A 20,410-nucleotide genomic window follows, 5' to 3' on the forward strand; every position below is an offset into this window, starting at 1 on the left:
TTAACTCGATTTTCCATGACAATTTTTAAATTTTTTACCACTACCACAAGGGCAGGAGGCGTTACGGGCGACTTGGGGTTTCCGGATTTTATTTAAACCGTGTTTATGAATTCCGCTGACATAGAACCAGCGGCCATTTTCTTTATGGAACTCACTTGACTCGTGGATAATTTTCACTTGGTCGCTTTCTGAAAAACGCGCTGCAAATTCGACAAATCCTTTATCTGGACCTGACATGCTTGCTTTAATGACTTCTAAATTGATCCAGGTCACGCTTTTAGCCCATTGTTCGGCTTCCAGTTCATTAAAACCAATTAAGGCTTTGCCCTTCATGGTATGTTTAATGTACTCAATTTTACCCATAGTGTATGCAGTATAACGTGATCGCATCAATTGTTCCGGGGTTTCAGGCAATTGGTTTTTATCTAAATATAAACCGCAGCACAACTCATATGTATTTTGTGATCCACAAGGGCAAAGTGACATGGTATGATCCAGAAAAGTAAAAATTGGATTTTGGGATTATATGCGATGTCGCATTAAATTTTTACTAAAAAATTCAATATAGTCCATTTCGACAGATTATTTAGGATAAAAGAATGAATTCTTATTTGTTCACACAAAATATAAAGCAAATTGATCAGCAAAACAGTATGAATCAATTGGAGGAAGGTAAAGTTTTATTTTTCCCAGAGTATTGTTTTTCTCCTGTAGACCCTGCCTTACTATCAGAACATATTCTGGATGGTAGTCGTAAAAATGTCAGTTATGACATTCGTAATAAAAAGTTGAATGCGTATAGCAAGAAAATGGGTAGTTTGGATACTAAACTTAGAGCGATGATGCACGGTTATGCTGAATTTGCACATCAATTAATTCAAAAGACGCTTCCTGCTTATGTGCCTCATTTGCAATGGGGAAGGACCAGTTTTAGACCGGCACAAATTCATGGGCGTATTTCCTCAAAACGAAAAGATGATACGCGTTTGCATGTTGATTCATTTTCAGCAAGCCCTGTCGATGGGTTGAGAATTTTGCGTGTGTTTTGCAATGTTAATCCCTATAACGTACCTCGAGTATGGAATCTGGGTGAGCCATTTGCTAATGTTCTCCATCGTTTTGCGCCGAGGATCGCTCCTTACAATAAAATGAAAGCAAAAATGCTGAAACTGGTAAAAGCAACAAAAACTTTGCGTTCACCATATGACCATTATATGTTGCATTTACATGATGAAATGAAGTTGGATGATGCTTATCAGGCAAATGTTGAAAAGGTGCAAATCGATTTTCCTGCTAAAAGTACCTGGATTGTTTTTACTGATCATGTATCGCATGCGGCATTAAGTGGCCAGCACTTGTTAGAACAAACCTTTTATCTCCCAGTCGATAAAATGGCAATGCCAGAACATTCGCCCTTAAATCACTTGAAAAAAATCAGACCGGAGGTGGGTTCTTATTTTTCATGAAGAATGGATGATCTAACCCTCCCCTAAAGTAGGGAGGGGCGAGTGGCGAAATTAAATTCAGATGCCACTGAAAATACCTCACCCGAGCTAGGAATTTTACTTAATGATTAAAGACGATGTTTTAAAAACTTTTCAATCCCGCGCGATGTTAAGGGCCTACTGAAAAAAAATCCTTGCACTTCATCACAATGCTGTTGCTTTAAAAAATCCAGTTGCTTTTTGCTTTCTACTCCTTCGGCAATCACTTTAAAATTAAAGCTACGAGCCATAGAAATGATGGCTTCAATGATTACTTCATCACTACGTGAAGAGGATATATTTTGGATAAAAGACTGATCGATTTTTAGGGAATCAATGTGAAGTTGTTTGAGATAATTGATACTGGAATTTCCTGTTCCAAAATCATCTAAAGCGATTTGGATACCTAGTTGCTTCAGTTGATTCAGTGTCTGCACAATATCTCTATGCGTTATGATCACATTTTCAGAAATTTCAAATTCTAAATAGTGAGGATCAAGAAGATGTTCTTTTAAAATTTTTTCTACCGCATAAATAAAATTAGGTTGTTGTAACTGGCGAGTAGTTATATTTACAGCAACTTGAATGTAAGGTAATCCTTTTTTATGCCAAGACTTTATTTGTTGACAAACTTCACTGATAATCCATTCACCTATAGGTATAATTAAACCAGTTTCCTCGGCAAAGGGTATGAAATCTAAAGGTAATAACAATCCCTTTTCTGGATGTTTCCAACGAATTAAAGCTTCAACGGCTAATATATTTTCTTTATTATCAAGACTGAATTGCGGCTGATATAATAAAAAAAACTCTTGATTTTTAATGGCCTGGCGTAAATCAGACTCGAGTTTAAAACATTTATCAGTATACTCATGCAGTTGAGAGGAGTAAAACGAATACTGATTTCCTCCACGTTCTTTCGCTTGATACATCGCTAAATCAGAATTTTTTAATAAATCAGCTGGCAGATCTCCATCTTGAGGATAGATACTTATTCCTATAGCAGTAGTAATAACTAAATCCCGATTTTCGATTTTGAATGGCTCACGCATGGAGTCTAAAATTTTATTGGCAACTACTCGAATATCCTCGTTTTTAGCTATCTGACGGGTCATGACAAATTCATCCCCTCCAATTCGAGCTATAGTATCCTCTTTGCCAATTAAAGAAGACCAGCGTTGTGAAACCAAGCGTAATAATTGATCACCAACTTCATGTGACAAGCTGTCATTTACTAATTTAAATCGATCCAAATCAAAATACAGAAGCGCAAACTGTTGTCTATGTTTTTTTGCATATTCAATACCAGTTTGTATTTTGTCGATTAACAAAGCTCGGTTAGGTAATTGGGTTAATGGATCATGCAAGGCTTGATATTTAAGTTGTTTTTCAAGATTTGCCTGTTCCGTGATGTCACGAAAACTCCAAACTCGACCGATGGTATTTTCATTCAAACGGTGAGGAAGCGTATAGCATTCCAATATTTTACCATTCTTAAAAGTCACAATATCTCGAGTGATTTCATCAATATTTTTCCGGAGACGATTAATATCAGCTAAATATTCTCTCGGGTTAATGAGCTGGTTGAGCATATAATACAGAATAATATTTCCATTATCAGTCTCTAACATGGAGTGGGGGATATTCCACATCGACACAAATTTCGAATTACAATCAATAACTTTGTTATTCAAGTCGACAACTAAGATTCCATCAGCAGATGATTCAAAGGTAGATCTTAAGAGCGACAATGACTGTTGCAATGATTCTGTGCGCTCCTCAACAGTCTGTTCCAGTATTTTCTTATGATGTTTGGAATCATTGGCCAAAATCCATTTTCTCGTTAGTGCACAGGCAAGTTGTCTTACTGCTACCACATCGAATGGTTTTTTCAGAATAAGATAATTATCTCCCATTCCTAATTCTTTTACGGTTTCTTCCCAGCTGTAGTCAGAGTATGCAGTACAAATGACTACTTGAATATCCGGATCAATTTTCCACATGTGCTTAATGGTTTCAATACCATCCCATCCAGGTGGCATTCTGATATAGGCGCGGTTTTTTGGACGAAAAAAGGTAATTTTTAAGAGCTATTCTTCTAAGTAACAGAGGAGAATAGAATGAGCAAAAAAAGAAACTATTACACGGCATCAAAAAAATCAAAGATAGCAGTTGCGGCAATTGAAGGAAAATTGACTCAGGCTCAACTGACCAGCGAATACGGTGTGCATCCTACCCAAATTAAAGCATGGAAGCAAACAGCATTGCAGGCTATTTCAGATGCTTTTTCCAATTCTCATGATAAGGATAAAAAAGAGCAAGCCGAGCTTGTTGGTGCTTTGTATGAGGAAATTGGTCGACTTCAAGCCCAATTATCATGGTTAAAAAAAAAGACTGCCACTGAGCTTGGATGAAAAGCGTAAGCTGATTGATAGCAACGCTGAAATATCAATCCGAGAACAATGCATGCTACTCGGATTGAGTATTTCCAGTTATTATTACAAAGCGTCTCCTATATCAGCAGAGGACGAGCGGCTCATGGCGCTGTTAGACGAGCATTATCTCCAGTATCCATGTGAAGGTAAAGTGAAGCGCGCACAATGGTTGTCCCTTGAAGTTGGCTATCCTGTTGGTAAACGACGCATCAAGAGACTCATGGAGGCTATGGGATTAGAAACCGTCTACCCAAAGCCAAATACAAGCGTTCCCAATAAAGAGCACACCGTGTACCCCTATCTATTACGTGACATCGATATCACTAAGCCTAATCAGGTCTGGGCTGCTGATATTACCTACGTGCGTATGAAGGGAGGCCATGTTTACTTGGTTGCCATCATGGACTGGTATAGTCGGTATGTGCTTCAATGGGCGGTGTCCCCAACATTAGAAGCAGAATTTTGTGTAGAGGCGCTAAAAAACGCGTTATTACAGGGGCGGTGTGATATTTTTAATACCGATCAGGGTGCTCAGTTCACGTCTAATGATTGGATCAATACCTTGAAGGCCCACAAAATCTCTATCAGTATGGATGGGCGCGGCCGATACCTCGATAATATTTTCATAGAACGTTTATGGCGCAGTGTTAAGCAAGAAAAACTCTATCGGTATGATTTCGAAACAATCGAAGAGATAGAGCTGGAATTAGCTGAGTATTTTGAATATTATAACAACCGAAGACTCCATCAGTCTTTTGGATATTTAACACCAGCTCAAGTGTATTTCGGACACCCTAGTACGGTTTCTAAAACATAGTTCGGTGTGTCATGGCTTACCCACAGGGTCCACAGGCCTATCCGAGACGATGAAGGCTCTACTGGCCTATGGACTTGTGGATAAGCCATTCTGTGAGAGCAGGAGTTAATAAACCAATTCGGAATAGCTCTTATTTTTCCTGAATTTTGTTCCAGATTACCAGACCTAGATTATTCTTATATCCACAAAAGCCAAAGCATAGTGTATGCCTTGTTTTAAATCCTCCTGAATTTTGTTAATTGCTTCTTGGCCTTGGCACGCTGATGTAAAAATAAATTTAGGTAAAAAGCATTCAATTTCAGGATTACCACGACCAGGTAAAGAGGGCTCATCATCAAATAATTGTTTGTCTAAATGATTCAATTCCGACTTCGTATTTGATGCAGTTAAAACTTTAATAAAATCCTGATGTATCGATGGGTTATCATCAATAATCATAATGTGTAATGGGATATCACTCATCAGGGCCTCCCTGTCTATAGGAGCTGTGGAAAATAGGTAAGTTCAATGTAAATCGAGCTCCATATCCTTCTCCTTTGCTTTCGGCTAAAAGCGAACCACCCATTTCTCGAGCTGATAACGCAGAGCTGTGTAAGCCAAAGCCATGACCATTTATTTTTGTTGTAAAACCAAAAGCAAAGATGCGTTGCAAATTTTCCGGATTAATGCCAACCCCATTATCTTCGACAATGAGTTGCATTAATTTTTTTTCTGTTTTTTGAATCGTTAATTTGATTTCTTTAATCGGAGAAGAAGTATTTTCTAAAAGGGAGTCTTTGGCATTTTGAATAAGGTTGACCAATATTTGCAGTAGCTTCGACTTATCAACAGTAATTAAAGGCGCAGGTTTAAATTCTTTAATAATCTGGATGTTAGCATTTTTTGAGGAGCTCATCGTAATGTTGACTGCAGTTTCGAGTAATTCAGGAAGGTAGACTTGTTCATTTATACTCGATAAGCCGCTGATTGATTTTTGAGTATCTACTATTTGACTAATATGTCGTAAATCATTCTGTAAATTATCTACTTCAATATTATTTTTCTCATTTTCTTCTATGATAATTTTGGAAAGAGCTAGCAAGTATTGCGGAATGATCTTTCCTTTGGGATCATGGGATAAAAAATCTTTCAGATCGAGTTGATGTTGCTCCATCATCTCCATAATTTTCAATAATTTTTGATAATAATCCAGATTCAAGCTGTTTTTTAAAAGAGCAATTGAAACATTGGAACTATTCAAAATATTGCCAATATTATGCAAAATAGTGGTTGCTACTTCCGCCATCCCAGCCCGACGGGCAGTGGATGATATTTGCAGATTTAATTCTTTAATTTTCTCTTCAGAAATTTTACTTTTATGAATATCGATAACGATTCCAGCAAGTTGTTTTTCGCCTTTCTGACATTGACAAATTATCCGATACCAATGGTAATTTCCATCAGGGTTTCTTACACGTAACTCACATTCATAATCTACTCTATCTTTAAGAGCACGCTTTACTTTTTGTTCTAATTCAAATCGATCTTGCTCATGAATTAAATTGATAAACTCACTTAGTGAAGGAGCCTTACGGCTAGGATTTAAATGGAATAGATTGAATAATTCATTGGACCAGATTGTTCGGTCGAGGATGCCATCATAAGACCAATAGCCTAAACCAGCAATATGTTGGGCATATTCGAGTTTCTCATTCAAACTCATCATTTCTCTGGACGATATTTTTATAGAGCGTTCGTGCAAATAGCGTTCCTGCTCTGCTTCCAGATAAGTATTATTGACGCGTTGAATAAAAGTCTGCCACTGCTCATCAGTTTCTGGTCTTTTATCCTGAGCGATTTTTGAGTGTTCTAGTTGTCTCTTTAATAATTTATGAATTTCCATATCATTCTTATTTTAATAATTATGTTTCGTAAATCGTTGTAATCGTCATCGTTTGGTTATGTAATTCGCAATTTCCAACAGAAAAAGGTGATAATTCCCCATATGAATAAAAGCCAATCTGAGTCGAACCTTGAGGTAAAGCGGACATCGTTGATTCGATCTCTTCTTCTGTTCGTTCCCCTAAAAGCAGTCGTCTACCTACACAGCTGATGTCAATCGCTAAAACAGGACCTAATTCTTTTAAGTTGTCGTTGAGCATTAGTTTATTTGCTAGAAGACCTGCTTCATTAGCGCTATCGATTAATCGGTCAAAATTGGCCCTCATTAATTGCGCATGCCATCCTGTCGGAATATCTCCTGCAAATACTAAGGATTGTTCTTGCTCATCAATGGCTAGGATTGTACGAACCAATTGGGTGTCATTATGGGCCTCAGGATTATTGATTGCTAAAGGATAAAGCAACCCTGAAGAGGGCAGTCCAGAAGCCTTTTCACCTAAATATTCCTTATAAAGTTGCAAAGCAGGTTGATAATCTAACTCATATAAGACATTAGCTTCTGAACGCGTAACTCGGCGAACAGGACCAAAAATATCCCATCCTCCCTTAGAGGCGTGTCCAACATGAACATCGGAACCATAAAAACCTACGGCTACAACATAATGATCAAGAATTTTATCATTTAAAATGGTCCATGTTTTTTTGAAATCACTGCCATCACCTGCTAATCCACCGGTAATAATGAGTTTGTGAGTCCCATTTGCTGTATTCAATCCTTCTACTAATTCAGAACCATTTACATTAAGTCCATCAGACAAGATAAAGATGCTGTGTAGATCATCAGCTTTTAATTGTTCAGCTATTAATTTACCTGTATGTTCTGAGTCTTTACTGTGATTTACCTCTGCTTTTGCAATTTTTAACTCATGTTACGCACGATCTATTTTAAGCAGCCATATTTTTAAGCTCCCGCCATGCAAGCTGATTTGCTCTAAGGATCAATCTGTACTTAATGGCAAAATGATTTAATTGAGTTTTTATCTTCAACAATTCCAGCTTGCAGTATGCAATAATAGAAGCATAAATATGATTACACTGAGTTTTAACGGTTCGAGTGGGCGACTTGGTTAAGCTTGCATTTTGCTTAATTGATTTGTGATACTCTTCAATCCGCCACCGTTTCTGGTACACTTCATAAAGACGTTCGGCACTACTTGGCATGTCATTAGAAACAAGATAGAGAATTCCTGTTGAACCGTTTTCGTTTTTGAACACTTTTTTCAGGAGCCTCACGGGGAAGTCTAGGCCTTTAAGCCAGACTGTGTGGGCTACATCCTCTTCTAATTCTAAAGCTCTTACTTGTTGGTACCGTCCGTTTTTGGCCTCGTTTTCAGATAAAGCTAACGTGCGGTTAGATTTAATCCCAATGATAAACGATTTTTGAAGGTCTTTATGGATGTGAACCATATTGGCCTTCGAGCCAAACCAGTTGTCTGCAAGCACATAATCAAACATCACTTTATTGGTAATGGCCTGAGTAATCAGGTTTTGAAATAATTGATTTTTGGTAACCGATGATTTTCTTCTGGCTTGTTTGGTTTTAATATCACAATAGGCAACATCTTTTTTAATCACCTCATACCCTATGGGTACACTGAAGTCAGCATAGCGAACCATGCATGACAAGATGTTGATTCCTTTGAGCACGCTCCCTTTAGCATGAGAGTAATGCCAACAATTAATTTCATTCTCATCCGTGTAGGGTTTCTCTTCGATGGAGTCATCCAGTATTAAGACACCACCAACCGTTTCTTGCGACCTCACTGGCTTTTTTACATAGCGCCAAAGGGATTTTGAATCAAAAGACTCAAAACGAAGAAATCGAGTCACCTTGTCATGCGCAAATGCTCCATCAACCAAATCAGATAATCCGGTGGCTGTCGCATATTTGTTCTGACAAATTAAATAATCACTATAAAGATCAAGCATATCCATTTAACTTCCTCCCTAAAATAAGGACGAAATTCTAATGCTTTTTATTCAAACTACAAGGTCATGTGCGTAACATGAGTTTTTAATGCTGTTTTGGTAAATTTGACCACAGCAACGGTAATGCTGTGGTCAAAAAGATCATCACCATAAATTTCGCCTGCTGTGGAGCAACCTATGACTTTTGATTTGCAATAAAAATTCGATAATTGAATAATCGGTTCTTGAAAATCAATGAACTCTGGTGCTGCAAAAATAAGCACTAAGGTGTTCTCTGAGTCTAGATCGGGAAACTCTTCCAAGTTCCATCCTTTATTCCTGAGGAATTGAAAGGTTTTTATTTCCATATTCTCTCCTGAGCGAAATAACCATGGGCAATAAAAAGTCTTTTTTATTAGTATAGTGTCAATTTTAGTTTTTTTCTTAAACAACAGGACGTATCTTAAGACACAAATGGGCGTGACCTGTCTTTCATTAGATTTTTTTGCTACCCTCATGAAAATTCGTTATGATGACTTTCTTCATTTTCGCTCAAGGAAACTGGTTTTTATGGAAGAAAAAAAATCACCTACGAAGCATAATCAAACGGTGATTTCTAGGCGTTGGCAAGAACGTGTTTCAGCAGATAATTTCTTAGGACTAGTCATCCTTTGCATTACTTTGGTTGCAGCATTATGGCTTTATATCGCCACTAAAAAATCAAAAAATACGGCTCCCAAACCTATTCCTGTTGTTGCTGGAATTTCTTCCACTCGTGATGTACCCATTTATGCTCCAGCACTGGGTACGGTAACGCCGGTTTATACAGTGACAGTGCAAACCCAAATCAATGGGTTATTAATGAAAGTCCTTTTTAAAGAAGGGCAGTTGGTTAAGAAAGGGGAGCTACTTGCCCAAATTGATCAACGTCCTTATGAGGCATTGCTTACTCAATATGAAGGGGATCTCAAGCGGGATTCGGCGCTATTAGCCAATGCCCGAATTGACTTAAAACGTTATCAAAAATTATGGAAAGAAGACTCTATTTCCCAACAAACCCTAGCGACCCAGCAATCACTTGTAGAGCAATATGAGGGTAATGTTAAAACTGATTTAGGCTTGATTCAGAGTACTAAAATCAATCTTATCTATTGTAATATCACTTCCCCAATCGATGGGCGAATCGGTTTGCGCTTGGTTGACCCCGGTAATTTTGTGCAAACGTCAAATACCCAAGGTATTGCAGTGATCACGACACATAATCCCATTACCGTAATTTTCCCTGTTGCGGAGGATTATGTGCCAAAAATTGCACCTCAGGCTTATGCTGGAAAAGAGATGCAAGTGAAAGTTTATGATCGACAACAGAAGACCTTGCTGGGAATAGGGAAATTGTTGGCTTTGGATAACCAAATCAGTACAACTACCGGAACAGTAAGGCTAAGAGGGATTTTTAACAATGAAAAAAATAAATTATTTCCAAATCAATTTGTTAATGTAAAAATTTTAATTGAAACCTTGAAACAAGTGACCGTTGTGCCCACGGCGGCAATACAACACGCAACCAAAAAAGATTTTATTTATGTGATTCATGCAAATAATACCGTGACTGCACAAACTGTGGTTATGGGTCCCACCAGTGGTGATTATACTGTAATCAAAAGCGGTGTGCTGCCAGGCCAAAAAGTAGTTGTAAATGGGGCCGATAAATTAATGGATGGCTCGGCGGTATTTGTCCAAAATGAGCATTCCAGCAAGCCACTTCAAAAAGCAGGTAATAAACCTCTATCTAAATTCGCTTTGGACAGACCAGTGTTAGGAGGAGCAAAACACATAACCGGAATGTATACCTCAGTACATGAGGATTCGAGTACTGTACCGAAGACGCAGTGGACCTCTGCAATAGAGATTCGAGAGAGGCCTAATGAATCCATAACCCGCAATATCACATGAGTATTTCAGGCCCCTTTATTGCAAGAGCTATAGCCACCTCATTGTTAATGTTCGCTATTTTCTTGAGCGGAGTCCTTTCTTATAAATTGTTGCCTGTTTCGGCCTTGCCTGATGTGGAATATCCCACCATTCAAGTATCTACTTTTTATCCAGGAGCGAGTCCATACGTGATGAGCACCACGGTTACTGCACCACTTGAGCGACAATTTGGACAAATGCCAGGCTTGGAGCAAATGACCTCAAATAGTTCATATGGTTCATCGATTATTACGTTACAGTTTAAACTCGATCTCTCATTAGATGTTGCCGAACAAGAAGTCCAACAATCAATCAATGCAGCGAGTAGTTATTTACCTGCTGATTTACCAAATCCCCCCGTTTATAGCAAAGTAAACCCAGCAGATACACCAATTCTTAGTTTAGCATTGACTTCAAAAACGATCCCTTTAACACAAGTTGAGGATTATGCTGAGACTCGTTTGGTTCCAAAAATTTCTCAATTAACCGGTGTGGGATTAGTCAGTTTGGGAGGAGGGCATCGGCCTGCAGTACGTATTCAAGCTAACCCCAATGCATTATCTGCTTATGGATTAACTCTAGAAGATCTGCGCGCTATTGTTATGGCTTCAAATGTGAATACAGCAAAAGGGAGTTTTTCTGGCCCTCGGTTGGCATATACAATTAATTCAAATGATCAATTGTTGTCAGCAGAAGCGTACCGTCCTCTTATTGTATCTTATCAAAATGGTGCTCCAGTTCGTTTATCTGATATAGCTCATGTCATAGATGGCGCGGAAAATACCATGCAGGAAGCATGGATGAACAATGAGCCTGCGATTATTGTAAACGTTCAAAGGCAACCTGGGGCTAATGTGATTGAAGTGGCTCAACGGGTTAAACATCTATTGAGTCGAATGCAATCCGCAATTCCTGCGGGAATGGAAATTAAGGTACTTACTGACCGTACTCTTAGCATTCAGGCATCGGTAAAAAATGTTCAATTCGAATTACTATTGTCTGTAGCGTTGGTGGTTATGGTCATTTTTCTTTTCTTACGAAAATTACCTGCAACGATTATTCCCAGTATTTCAGTACCTTTGGCGCTGGTAGGTACTCTGGGGCTAATGTACTTATTAGGATTCAGTCTTAACAATCTGACTTTAATGGGATTGACTATTGCAGCAGGGTTTGTGGTCGACGATGCGATTGTGATGATTGAAAATATTATGCGCTACATTGAGCATGGTGAAAAACCATTAGTCGCCGCGGTAAAAGGAGCAGAACAAATTGGTTTTACAATAATTTCATTGTCTATATCACTGATTGCGGTTCTCATTCCTTTGTTGTTTATGGGGGATGTTGTAGGTAGATTATTTCGAGAATTTGCTTTGACTTTAACGATAACGATTGCAATTTCTGCATTCGTTTCCTTAACCTTGACTCCAATGTTGTGTTCTCGCATTTTAAAACCAGAAAGCGAAAGCAAAAGTAATGACTTACAAAAATTTCTCGAAAGAAATTTAAACTATCTTATTGAACAATATAAATTGTCTTTGCGTTGGGTTTTATCACGCCAACCACTAATTCTAGTCATTTTCTTTGTTACCATAATTATCACTGGGATTTTGTTATTTCTTATTCCTAAAGGTTTTTTCCCTATTCAAGATACTGGGGTGATTCAAGGGATTTCTGTTGCGGCTGACTCCGTTTCATTTCAAGAAATGGCGAATCGTCAGAAAGCTTTAGCAAAAGCGGTACTTTCTGATCCTGCTGTAGAAAGTTTGTCTTCATTTATTGGAATTGATGGGACCAATATAACTTTAAATAGTGGGCGGATTCTTATTAATCTTAAACCTTTTGATGAACGTCCCGGTGTGGCTGAAGTCATAAGCCGATTGCAATCTAAGGTAAGAAATGTGGTTGGTGCAACATTGTACATGCAGCCAGTCCAGGATTTAACGATAGATACGTTAACAAGTCGCACTGAGTTTCAATACAGTGTGAATGGACCTGACCTTCAGGAAGTGACCCAATGGTCAAAATTAATGTTGCAACGCATGCAAAAGTTACCGGCGTTAAAAGATGTCAACTCGGATCAACAAAATCTAGGTTTGGTCACCGAATTGAATGTTGACCGTGATACGGCATATCGCCTCGGAATCAGCATGCAAATGGTTGATGATACCCTTTATGATTCATTTGGCCAGCGGCAAATATCGACTATGTTTACCCAACGAAACCAATATCGAGTTGTTTTGGAGGTTTTGCCTGAGTTACAAAAGGAACCCATTGCCTTTGATAATATCTATATCAATTCCACAGTCTATAATTCTTCTCCTCGTACTTCCTCAGTAACGAACGCCTCAAGTCCAGGGATAAATTATCCAACGGTTAATTCATTAGGAGCGCTTATTACCCCAGGCTCGGTATCCTCATCTATAACTACATCCAGTGGCTCAGTTCCTATTAAGACTATTGCCAGTGTGAAACAAACTGTAGGGCCATTAGTCATTGCCCATAAGGACCAATTTCCATCAGCTACACTTTCTTTCAATCTCTCTAAGAATGGTTCATTAGGAGAGGCAGTAAAACAAATCGATGAGATGAGGAAAAATCTTGATTTACCTCTGAGTATAACTGCTGATTTCCAAGGGACGGCAAAAAGCTTTCAAAATGCGCTTGCGAATGAAGGATGGTTGATTGTTGCTGCAGTTGTCGTCGTGTATATTGTTTTGGGAGTGCTTTATGAAAGCTATATCCATCCCTTAACTATTTTGTCTACATTACCCTCAGCTACAATGGGTGCTTTGTTAGCATTGTATCTCACCAATAATGAGTTCAGTATTATTGCTTTAATCGCCATTATTTTATTAATCGGTATTGTATTAAAAAATGCCATTATGATGATTGACTTTGCGCTTGAACAAGAGCGTGAATACAAAAGAAAACCTGTGGATGCAATTTATGAGGCTGCGCTATTACGTTTTAGACCGATTTTGATGACGACTATGGCTTCAATGCTAGGCGCAATCCCTTTAGCCCTTAGTAACGGTATCGGCGGCGAGTTACGACGCCCATTAGGAATTGCGATTATTGGTGGTCTAATGGTTAGTCAATTAGTTACTTTGTACACAACTCCAATTATCTATCTGACGTTTGATCGATTATCACGCAAAGTAATGAGTTATCGCAGTAACACGGATAAAGTGGGGGGAGAGGTATGAATTTATCCTCTTTATTTATTCATAAACCCATAGGAACAATATTACTTGCCTTTGGACTGAGTTTTGCGGGTATCCTCGCATTTAATTTTTTACCTGTGGCTCCTTTACCACAAATTGATTTTCCCACAATTACAGTTCAAGCTCAGTTACCGGGCGGAAGTCCGGAAGTAATGGCCACTTCAGTAGCCGCTCCCTTAGAACGTCAGATTGGGCTTATTGCGGGAATCACTCAACTGACTTCATCGAGTACCTTAGGACAATCGATGATAACGGTTCAATTTGACTTATCTCGCAATATTGATGGAGCTGCGCGGGACATACAGGCAGCTATTAACGCCTCTTTAAGTCAATTACCCACGAATTTGACGAATAACCCAACCTATCGCAAGGTAAATCCTGCTGATGCGCCGATTATGATTATTGCCTTGACCTCAGATAAAAAAAGCCCTGGCCAATTGTATGATGTAGCATCTACCTTTTTGCAACAAAAAATTTTGCGAAGTGAAGGAGTAGGGCAAGTAAACGTCGGTGGAAGCTCTTTGCCTGCTGTACGGGTTGAAATCAATCCGACTGCATTAAACAGTTATGGATTAGGATTGACGCAACTTGCCAATGCAATTGCTGCTGCTAATTTAAACCAAGCAAAAGGTCAATTGATTCGTGAGGATTTAGCCTCAACAATTAAAAGTAATGATCAAATACTCAAGGCTGCCGGATACGCTCCCCTTATTATTAGTTATTATAACAATCAACCAGTGCGGCTTTCTGATGTAGCTGATGTTATTGATTCAGTTGCTGATGTTCATAATGCGGGTATCTCTAATGGAAAACCTGCTGTTTTGCTGGTTTTGTTTAAAGAGCCAGGCGCCAATATAATCAAAACAGTTGACAGCATAAAAGCAATGTTGCCACAACTTGAAGCGTCAATTCCCAGTGACATTAAATTAAATATTTTAATGGATAGAACAACAACAATTCGAACATCATTGCACGATGTCGAAATTACCTTACTTATTGCAATGTGTTTGGTAATTTTTGTTACCTATTTCTTTCTTGGCAGCATACGTGCCATGATGATTCCTGGAATTGCTGTACCATTGTCTTTGCTTGGTACCTTCGCAGTTATGAAATTATTAAACTACAGTCTCGATAATTTATCGCTGATGGCATTAACCATTTCAACTGGCTTTGTAGTGGATGATGCGGTTGTTGTACTTGAAAATATTTCTCGCCATATTGGCATGGGTAAAAAACCATTCCAGGCAGCTTTAGATGGCTCTAAAGAAATTGGTTTTACTGTATTATCAATCAGTATTTCATTAGTTGCAGTTTTTATTCCCATCCTGCTGATGGGGGGAATAGTTGGACGTCTATTCCGTGAGTTTGTGGTTACGCTTTCACTGGCAATCATTATCTCTATGGCTGTTTCATTAACTTTGACGCCAATGATGTGCTCACGAATGCTTGATGCAGATGAGGGTGAAAAGGATCACTTTTTTATACGTTTTAATGAATATATCAGAATGCATTATGCACGGGGCCTGCGTTGGGCATTATACCACCCCATACTCATGATAGTGATAACTTTGGGTACTATTTTACTGACTACTTATTTATTTATTATCATTCCCAAAGGTTTTTTCCCCCAACAGAATACCGGCAGAATTGTGGGGTCATTACAGGCTGATCAAAATATTTCATTTGATGCAATGAAAAAAAAATTAATTCAATTTGTTTCTGAAATTCGTAAAGATCCTGCAGTAGAAAATGTAGCTGCTTTTATAGGGAGCGGTCCAGGGAATAATACGGCAAATACTGGGTCTGTATTTATTATGATGAAGTCATCTGTACTCAATAAAGAGACTACAGATGAGTTGAAGGACAGGTTACGAGCGAATTTATCTCATATTTCTGGGGCAACACTCTATATGCAAGCAGCGCAGGATTTGACTCTAGGTGGGAGACAGAGTGCGGCACAATTTCAATACACCGTGTCGGCTGATAATTTAAAGGATCTTGCGACTTGGACACCCCTAATTATGCAAAACTTGTCAAAACTACATGGGATTGTTGACCTGAATAATGATCAGCTAAATCATGGGTTGCAAGTCTTTGTAAATGTAGATCATGACACCGCTTCTCGTTTTGGGCTTACACCGGAGCAAATTGATAACGTGTTATATAATGCCTTTGGGCAAAGTCAAATTTCAGTGATGTATATGCCCATGAACCAATATTACGTAGTAATGAATGTGGCGGAAAAATATTGGCAATATCCCAAAGTGTTGGAGGAAATTTATGTTAATTCCCCTGATGGCAATAAAGTCCCTTTATCTACATTTGCGCGTTTCGAACAAGGGGCAACTTTGTTGTCTGTCAATCATCAAGGTCAGGCTCCAGCAGCAACATTCTCGTTTAATTTAGCTCCAGGTACCTCTTTAGGTGGGGCGGTACATAAAGTGACGCAAATCATTAATAAAATGAATTTACCCCCAACGATGCGTGGGGCATTTCAAGGAACAGCCCAAGCATTTCAGGAGTCTTTTGCGAACGAAAAATTTTTGATTATGAGTGCTATTCTCGCTGTTTATGTTGTGTTGGGAATGCTTTATGAAAGTTTGATTCATCCGATTACTATTTTATCTACTTTACCCTCAGCAGGGGTTGGTGCATTACTGGCTTTAATGTTGTTCCATTCAGACTTAAGTATTATTGCTCTTATTGGAATGATCCTTCTTATTGGTATAGTGAAAAAAAATGCCATTATGATGATAGATTTTGCTTTAGAGGCTGAGCGCAAGGAAAATAAATCACCGCGCGAAGCGATTTATGAAGCAGCATTATTACGTTTTCGTCCAATCATGATGACTACTATGGCGGCTATATTAGGCGCTATGCCTCTGGTCATCGGCTTTGGTGTGGGTTCTGAATTACGGCGACCGCTTGGAATCGCAATTGTTGGCGGCTTAATCGTAAGTCAGCTGTTAACACTGTACACTACCCCAGTCATTTATTTGGCAATGGATACTGCAGGATTACGTGTGCGTCATTTTATAAAACGATTTAAGTTACGAGGTGCCTATGGCCACTCATAAACGATTAAGATCGCTACAATCTTTTAAGAAATTCAAGTTTTTTTTATTTTTAGCACTGTCTTCTTGCATATTTTCTTCTTGTATGGTCGGTCCTAATTATGTACCTCCAAAACTTGTAGTACCGCCACATTTTAAAGAAGCCAAAGGCAAAACAGAAATTGGAACCAAGCGTAAAAATTGGAAACCTATCCAGCCCCAGGATGATAGGGACAGAGGTGAATGGTGGAAGGTTTTTAATGATCCAGTATTGAATGATCTGGAGAATCAGTTGTATCACTACAACCAAAGTATTGTGAATGCTGAGGCAAACTTCCGACAGTCGCTCGCAATTGTTGACCAGGCTCGGGCGAGTTTGTATCCCACGCTAGTTGGTGCCTTTAGTTTATTTGAACAACGTCAAGCTGGAGGGTCGACATCTATTATCACTACCTCTGGAACTACAGGAACGGCAACGACCAATATTGTACCTGCAGCAAAAACCACAACAATTTATACCGCTTTTTTGAATGCAACTTGGGAACCCGATCTTTGGGGACTTGTGCGTCGAACCATAGAGGCAGATCTTTCTTTAGCAGAATCTAATGAAGCATTGATCGGTGTGACGCGTTTATCCGCTCAAGGTGCTTTAGCACAATATTATTTTGAATTACGTACATTGGATAAGGTGCAAAAGTATTTAGATGATACGGTGATTGCTTATAGAAACATTTTACAATTTACAAAAAATCAATACAAATCGGGGGTTGTATCACGTGCCAATGTGGTTCAAGCTCAAATCCAGCTCGAAGCGGCTCAAGCATCAGCGATTAATAACGGTATTTTACGCGGTCAATACGAACATGCAATTGCTGTATTGATGGGACGTCCACCTGCTTATTTTACGCTAAAACCAGTGATTATTAAATTAAAACCACCACCAATTCCCTTGCAAGTCCCTAGCGTTTGGCTGGAACGAAGGCCTGATATTGCACAAGCCGAGCGTTTGGTGCAACAAGCCAGTGCGTTAATTGGAGTCGCCGTTGCTGCCTATTTTCCTAATTTAACTCTAACTGGAACCATTAGTGCTGCTGGGCACAGCTTTCATCAACTGATTCACAAACCTGCAATCAGTTGGTCTACTGGTTTTCAACTGGCAGAAACTATTTTAGATGGAGGCTATCGTTCTGCGGGAGTGAGGGCGGCAAAAGCACAATACATGGCTCAGGTCGCCAATTACCGTCAAGTAGTGCTCTCTGCTTTTCAAAACGTGGAGGATAATTTGATTTCTTTACGTCTTTTGGAACAACAAAGTCTAGTTCAAGATAAAGAAGCAGCCGATGCGCTTTTCGCACTCAAAATAGTTAAAAATCAATATGAGGCAGGAACTGTTACTTATGCTAATGTCCTTACTGCTCAGATCAGTGCACTTGCAGCAGAACAGGCAGCAACACAAGTAGATGGCCTACAAATGGCTTCTACTGTGGGTTTGGTTAAAGCTCTAGGAGGGGGCTGGGTAGCGAGTGTAGTATTACCCCCTAAAAGGTAAAAAACTAAGGGAACTCCATTTCTATGAATTGACTTTTTGAGTGTCATCTTGAGGCGGGTTGTCTCTTGGATTTGTTCAAATATTTTTCTTGTGGACGTTTTAAAAATCGTGAATCTTCGATGCGTATCAATGATCGTTACATTTGCGCCTTGGGAGTTTAGAAACCTCAAGGTTGGCTTAATGATCGCTCATTAACTATGTAATGAATTTCAATTCAGTATCTGGTTTAAATTTTTTATATTAATAAATTGACATCAACAAATCATCTCTTTAGCATGGGCAAAAACTAAACGCAATGAGGGATGTATGTTAGGATTAATCAGTTTAGATGAGATTAGCTATGTACTTAATGATCGGGATGATCCCAATCATTTATTGTCAGGTGAAGCAAAAAGATTTATTGAGATTTATAAAAAGCGGCCATGCTTTTTTAAGCCCTATGACGATGGTAAAGAATTTGTTGGCGGTTTAATCGCGTCGGTTATTTATCCATTAGGATTTGCGGCTTTAGGTTTAGTTGGAATTATAGCGGGCGTGGTTTTGCCTTTTGCTGCCCTGGGAAGTTGGTTTGTTGGTATAGGGGCTGGAGTATTGGGTTACACTCCATTACACAATGATGCGCTTACTGCTGCCAGCCAATTCTTATCTTTTACCGGTTATGCGCTTGCAAACGCAGCAGCAAGCCTTTTATTGGCGGTTTTGAGTATTCCATGCTCTTTAATTACGTTGGCTACTCGTAGTCTCGCTACCGTCGGTGCTGATGTGCTTGAATGTATGAATGAGGCATCTACTACTACTGAAATCCAGACTAGTATGCTTATTTAAGAGAAACAAATAACTCCCTTTTTATTGTGGGCTTTGTGAATGGTTTGGAAAAATATGATCACTGCAAAAAAAATTATTTGTCATTCCTGGGAAGGCACCAATCAAATGGGACATATGTCCAACTGATGAATGAATTCCCCTTGTGGGATTGAACTTAAATTCAACAAAGCTCGCTTTGGGAGAAAGGCGGGGAGGAGGATATTGATGCTTTATTTACTCGGTGAAAAAGAACTCTATTACATTTTTGATGGACAAACCATTAAAGAGATCAAAAATAGATCGGTTGAAACCTACAGAAATCGCCCTGGTTTTTTTACTCCCTATGAAAATGTTTGTGAGTTCGGGGGCGAATTAATTGCCCCTGGTTTTTATCCATTTTGTGGTCTTGTTCTCTCTGGGTTTTCTGCATTTGCTTTTATGGCTTCGGCTGTTGCTTGCATGGGGACATACCTTATTGCTGCTGGCGCTGACTTATTTGGTGCTACAGAGTTCCGAAACAATGTACTTGAATTAGCTGGATTCGCACTCTATTTTACCGGAGTAGCTCTTTCAACATCTGCTGTGGGTGCTTTACTGGCCATCATAAGTTTTCCTCACAGTTTACTCTCTATAGCTACTCGATCAATGAGTACATTAATTGCTGCAAGTTCAGGAACTTCTGGTGCAGCAGAAACGGCGCAAGTGGTGATTGACGCTGAGAGGAATACAGCTGAGGATTGTGCGAGAGGGTATTGTCTTTCTTAGCTAAGCCCTTTTTTTCTGAGGGTTCTCTTCTCGTTGCAAATAATGCTCTATCATTTTTAATTCCATTTTAACGCGAGTAATTTTTTCATGTAACTTACTTTGGAGTTCCTGACAGTTTTTAAGATCTAGAGTCATCGCTTCTTTTTTTTCTTGCTGCTGCATAAGGAAATTAAGCCAATTGATTTCAATTTCGGGATTCATACTGAGCGAGTTAGGGACAATTTGATTGATTTGCTCTTCAATGTGTTGAATTTGATGTTCGAGCTCTTGCTTTTGGTGTTGCACTGCATGTAAATGCAAATCAAGATCATTGAATTGTTTGTTTAATTTGTTAATTAGGCTAACGAGTGACTTATTCATTGTAAGGTTGGCGTTCATTTTCAATTCATGTATCCGTTCTAAGGTTCGATTTTAGAGCTTAAAATTTCCACAAAGTAAATATTTAAAATGCTGATTAAA

General features: G+C 38.9%; 16 protein-coding genes and 1 pseudogene. 9 read left to right on the forward strand and 8 right to left on the reverse strand.

The window, feature by feature from the left end; genetic code table 11:
• Nucleotides 1-486: a YchJ family protein gene (locus OQJ26_RS14045; protein WP_265704375.1), complete on the reverse strand. Its 486-nt coding sequence runs from the start codon at nucleotides 484-486 to the stop codon at nucleotides 1-3.
• Nucleotides 487-599: 113 nt separating this feature from the next.
• Here OQJ26_RS14045 and OQJ26_RS14050 point away from each other — a divergent pair, with 113 nt between their 5' ends.
• Nucleotides 600-1,466, forward strand: coding sequence for a Kdo hydroxylase family protein (locus OQJ26_RS14050; RefSeq protein WP_265704376.1), 867 nt, complete (start codon nucleotides 600-602; stop codon nucleotides 1,464-1,466).
• Nucleotides 1,467-1,573: 107 nt separating this feature from the next.
• On the opposite strand, the gene OQJ26_RS14055 is transcribed toward OQJ26_RS14050, so the two are convergent.
• Nucleotides 1,574-3,487 (reverse strand): putative bifunctional diguanylate cyclase/phosphodiesterase, encoded by a 1,914-nt coding sequence (locus OQJ26_RS14055; protein ID WP_265704377.1) that lies wholly within the window; start codon nucleotides 3,485-3,487, stop codon nucleotides 1,574-1,576.
• A 117-nt stretch (nucleotides 3,488-3,604) separates the two neighbouring features.
• Between OQJ26_RS14055 and OQJ26_RS14060 the strand changes: the two genes are divergently transcribed.
• Entirely contained in the window at nucleotides 3,605-3,898 is a 294-nt protein-coding gene (locus tag OQJ26_RS14060) for a hypothetical protein (protein ID WP_065235619.1), read from the forward strand.
• Nucleotides 3,891-4,736, forward strand: a complete 846-nt coding sequence (locus OQJ26_RS14065; RefSeq protein ID WP_082650874.1) for an IS3 family transposase — start codon at nucleotides 3,891-3,893, stop codon at nucleotides 4,734-4,736. The genes OQJ26_RS14060 and OQJ26_RS14065 overlap by 8 nt, the downstream gene beginning before the upstream one ends.
• A gap of 165 nt (nucleotides 4,737-4,901) precedes the next feature.
• Here OQJ26_RS14065 and OQJ26_RS14070 read toward each other — a convergent pair whose 3' ends face one another.
• The 5 genes and pseudogenes from OQJ26_RS14070 to OQJ26_RS14090 form a co-directional block, all read right to left on the reverse strand.
• On the reverse strand, nucleotides 4,902-5,198 hold the full coding sequence (locus tag OQJ26_RS14070) for a hypothetical protein (RefSeq protein ID WP_265704378.1): 297 nt from the start codon (nucleotides 5,196-5,198) through the stop codon (nucleotides 4,902-4,904).
• A complete protein-coding gene (locus OQJ26_RS14075) occupies nucleotides 5,191-6,618 on the reverse strand; it encodes a sensor histidine kinase (protein ID WP_265704379.1) in 1,428 nt (475 codons plus the stop codon). The genes OQJ26_RS14070 and OQJ26_RS14075 overlap by 8 nt, the downstream gene beginning before the upstream one ends.
• Nucleotides 6,619-6,637: 19 nt before the next feature.
• Nucleotides 6,638-7,543 (reverse strand): annotated as a pseudogene (locus tag OQJ26_RS14080) (FIST signal transduction protein); the annotation flags it as partial.
• 19 nt (nucleotides 7,544-7,562) lie between these two features.
• The gene (locus tag OQJ26_RS14085) at nucleotides 7,563-8,612 is read right to left on the reverse strand and encodes an IS701 family transposase (RefSeq protein ID WP_265701959.1); all 1,050 of its coding nucleotides are present in this window, start codon (nucleotides 8,610-8,612) and stop codon (nucleotides 7,563-7,565) included.
• Nucleotides 8,613-8,662: 50 nt separating this feature from the next.
• The gene (locus OQJ26_RS14090; RefSeq protein WP_265704380.1) at nucleotides 8,663-8,953 is read right to left on the reverse strand and encodes an FIST N-terminal domain-containing protein; all 291 of its coding nucleotides are present in this window, start codon (nucleotides 8,951-8,953) and stop codon (nucleotides 8,663-8,665) included.
• A gap of 202 nt (nucleotides 8,954-9,155) precedes the next feature.
• Here OQJ26_RS14090 and OQJ26_RS14095 point away from each other — a divergent pair, with 202 nt between their 5' ends.
• The 6 genes from OQJ26_RS14095 to OQJ26_RS14120 all read left to right on the forward strand — a co-directional run bounded on the left by OQJ26_RS14095 (nucleotide 9,156) and on the right by OQJ26_RS14120 (nucleotide 19,951).
• Nucleotides 9,156-10,538, forward strand: a complete 1,383-nt coding sequence (locus tag OQJ26_RS14095) for an efflux RND transporter periplasmic adaptor subunit (protein WP_265704381.1) — start codon at nucleotides 9,156-9,158, stop codon at nucleotides 10,536-10,538.
• Nucleotides 10,535-13,762 (forward strand): efflux RND transporter permease subunit, encoded by a 3,228-nt coding sequence (locus OQJ26_RS14100; RefSeq protein ID WP_265704382.1) that lies wholly within the window; start codon nucleotides 10,535-10,537, stop codon nucleotides 13,760-13,762. The genes OQJ26_RS14095 and OQJ26_RS14100 overlap by 4 nt, the downstream gene beginning before the upstream one ends.
• Entirely contained in the window at nucleotides 13,759-16,857 is a 3,099-nt protein-coding gene (locus OQJ26_RS14105; RefSeq protein ID WP_265704383.1) for an efflux RND transporter permease subunit, read from the forward strand. The genes OQJ26_RS14100 and OQJ26_RS14105 overlap by 4 nt, the downstream gene beginning before the upstream one ends.
• A complete protein-coding gene (locus OQJ26_RS14110; protein WP_265704384.1) occupies nucleotides 16,844-18,382 on the forward strand; it encodes an efflux transporter outer membrane subunit in 1,539 nt (512 codons plus the stop codon). Before OQJ26_RS14105 ends, OQJ26_RS14110 begins: the two co-directional genes overlap by 14 nt.
• A 306-nt stretch (nucleotides 18,383-18,688) precedes the next feature.
• On the forward strand, nucleotides 18,689-19,207 hold the full coding sequence (locus OQJ26_RS14115) for a hypothetical protein (protein ID WP_265704385.1): 519 nt from the start codon (nucleotides 18,689-18,691) through the stop codon (nucleotides 19,205-19,207).
• Nucleotides 19,208-19,411: 204 nt separating this feature from the next.
• Nucleotides 19,412-19,951 carry a hypothetical protein gene (locus tag OQJ26_RS14120; RefSeq protein WP_265704386.1) on the forward strand — a complete coding sequence of 180 codons (540 nt, stop codon included), beginning with the start codon at nucleotides 19,412-19,414 and terminating at the stop codon, nucleotides 19,949-19,951.
• Here OQJ26_RS14120 and OQJ26_RS14125 read toward each other — a convergent pair whose 3' ends face one another.
• Nucleotides 19,952-20,329: a hypothetical protein gene (locus OQJ26_RS14125; RefSeq protein WP_265704387.1), complete on the reverse strand. Its 378-nt coding sequence runs from the start codon at nucleotides 20,327-20,329 to the stop codon at nucleotides 19,952-19,954.
• Nucleotides 20,330-20,410 lie beyond the last annotated feature (81 nt).

Origin of the sequence: Legionella sheltonii (assembly GCF_026191355.1) — a bacterium.
In the GTDB taxonomy this organism is placed as follows: domain Bacteria; phylum Pseudomonadota; class Gammaproteobacteria; order Legionellales; family Legionellaceae; genus Legionella; species Legionella sheltonii.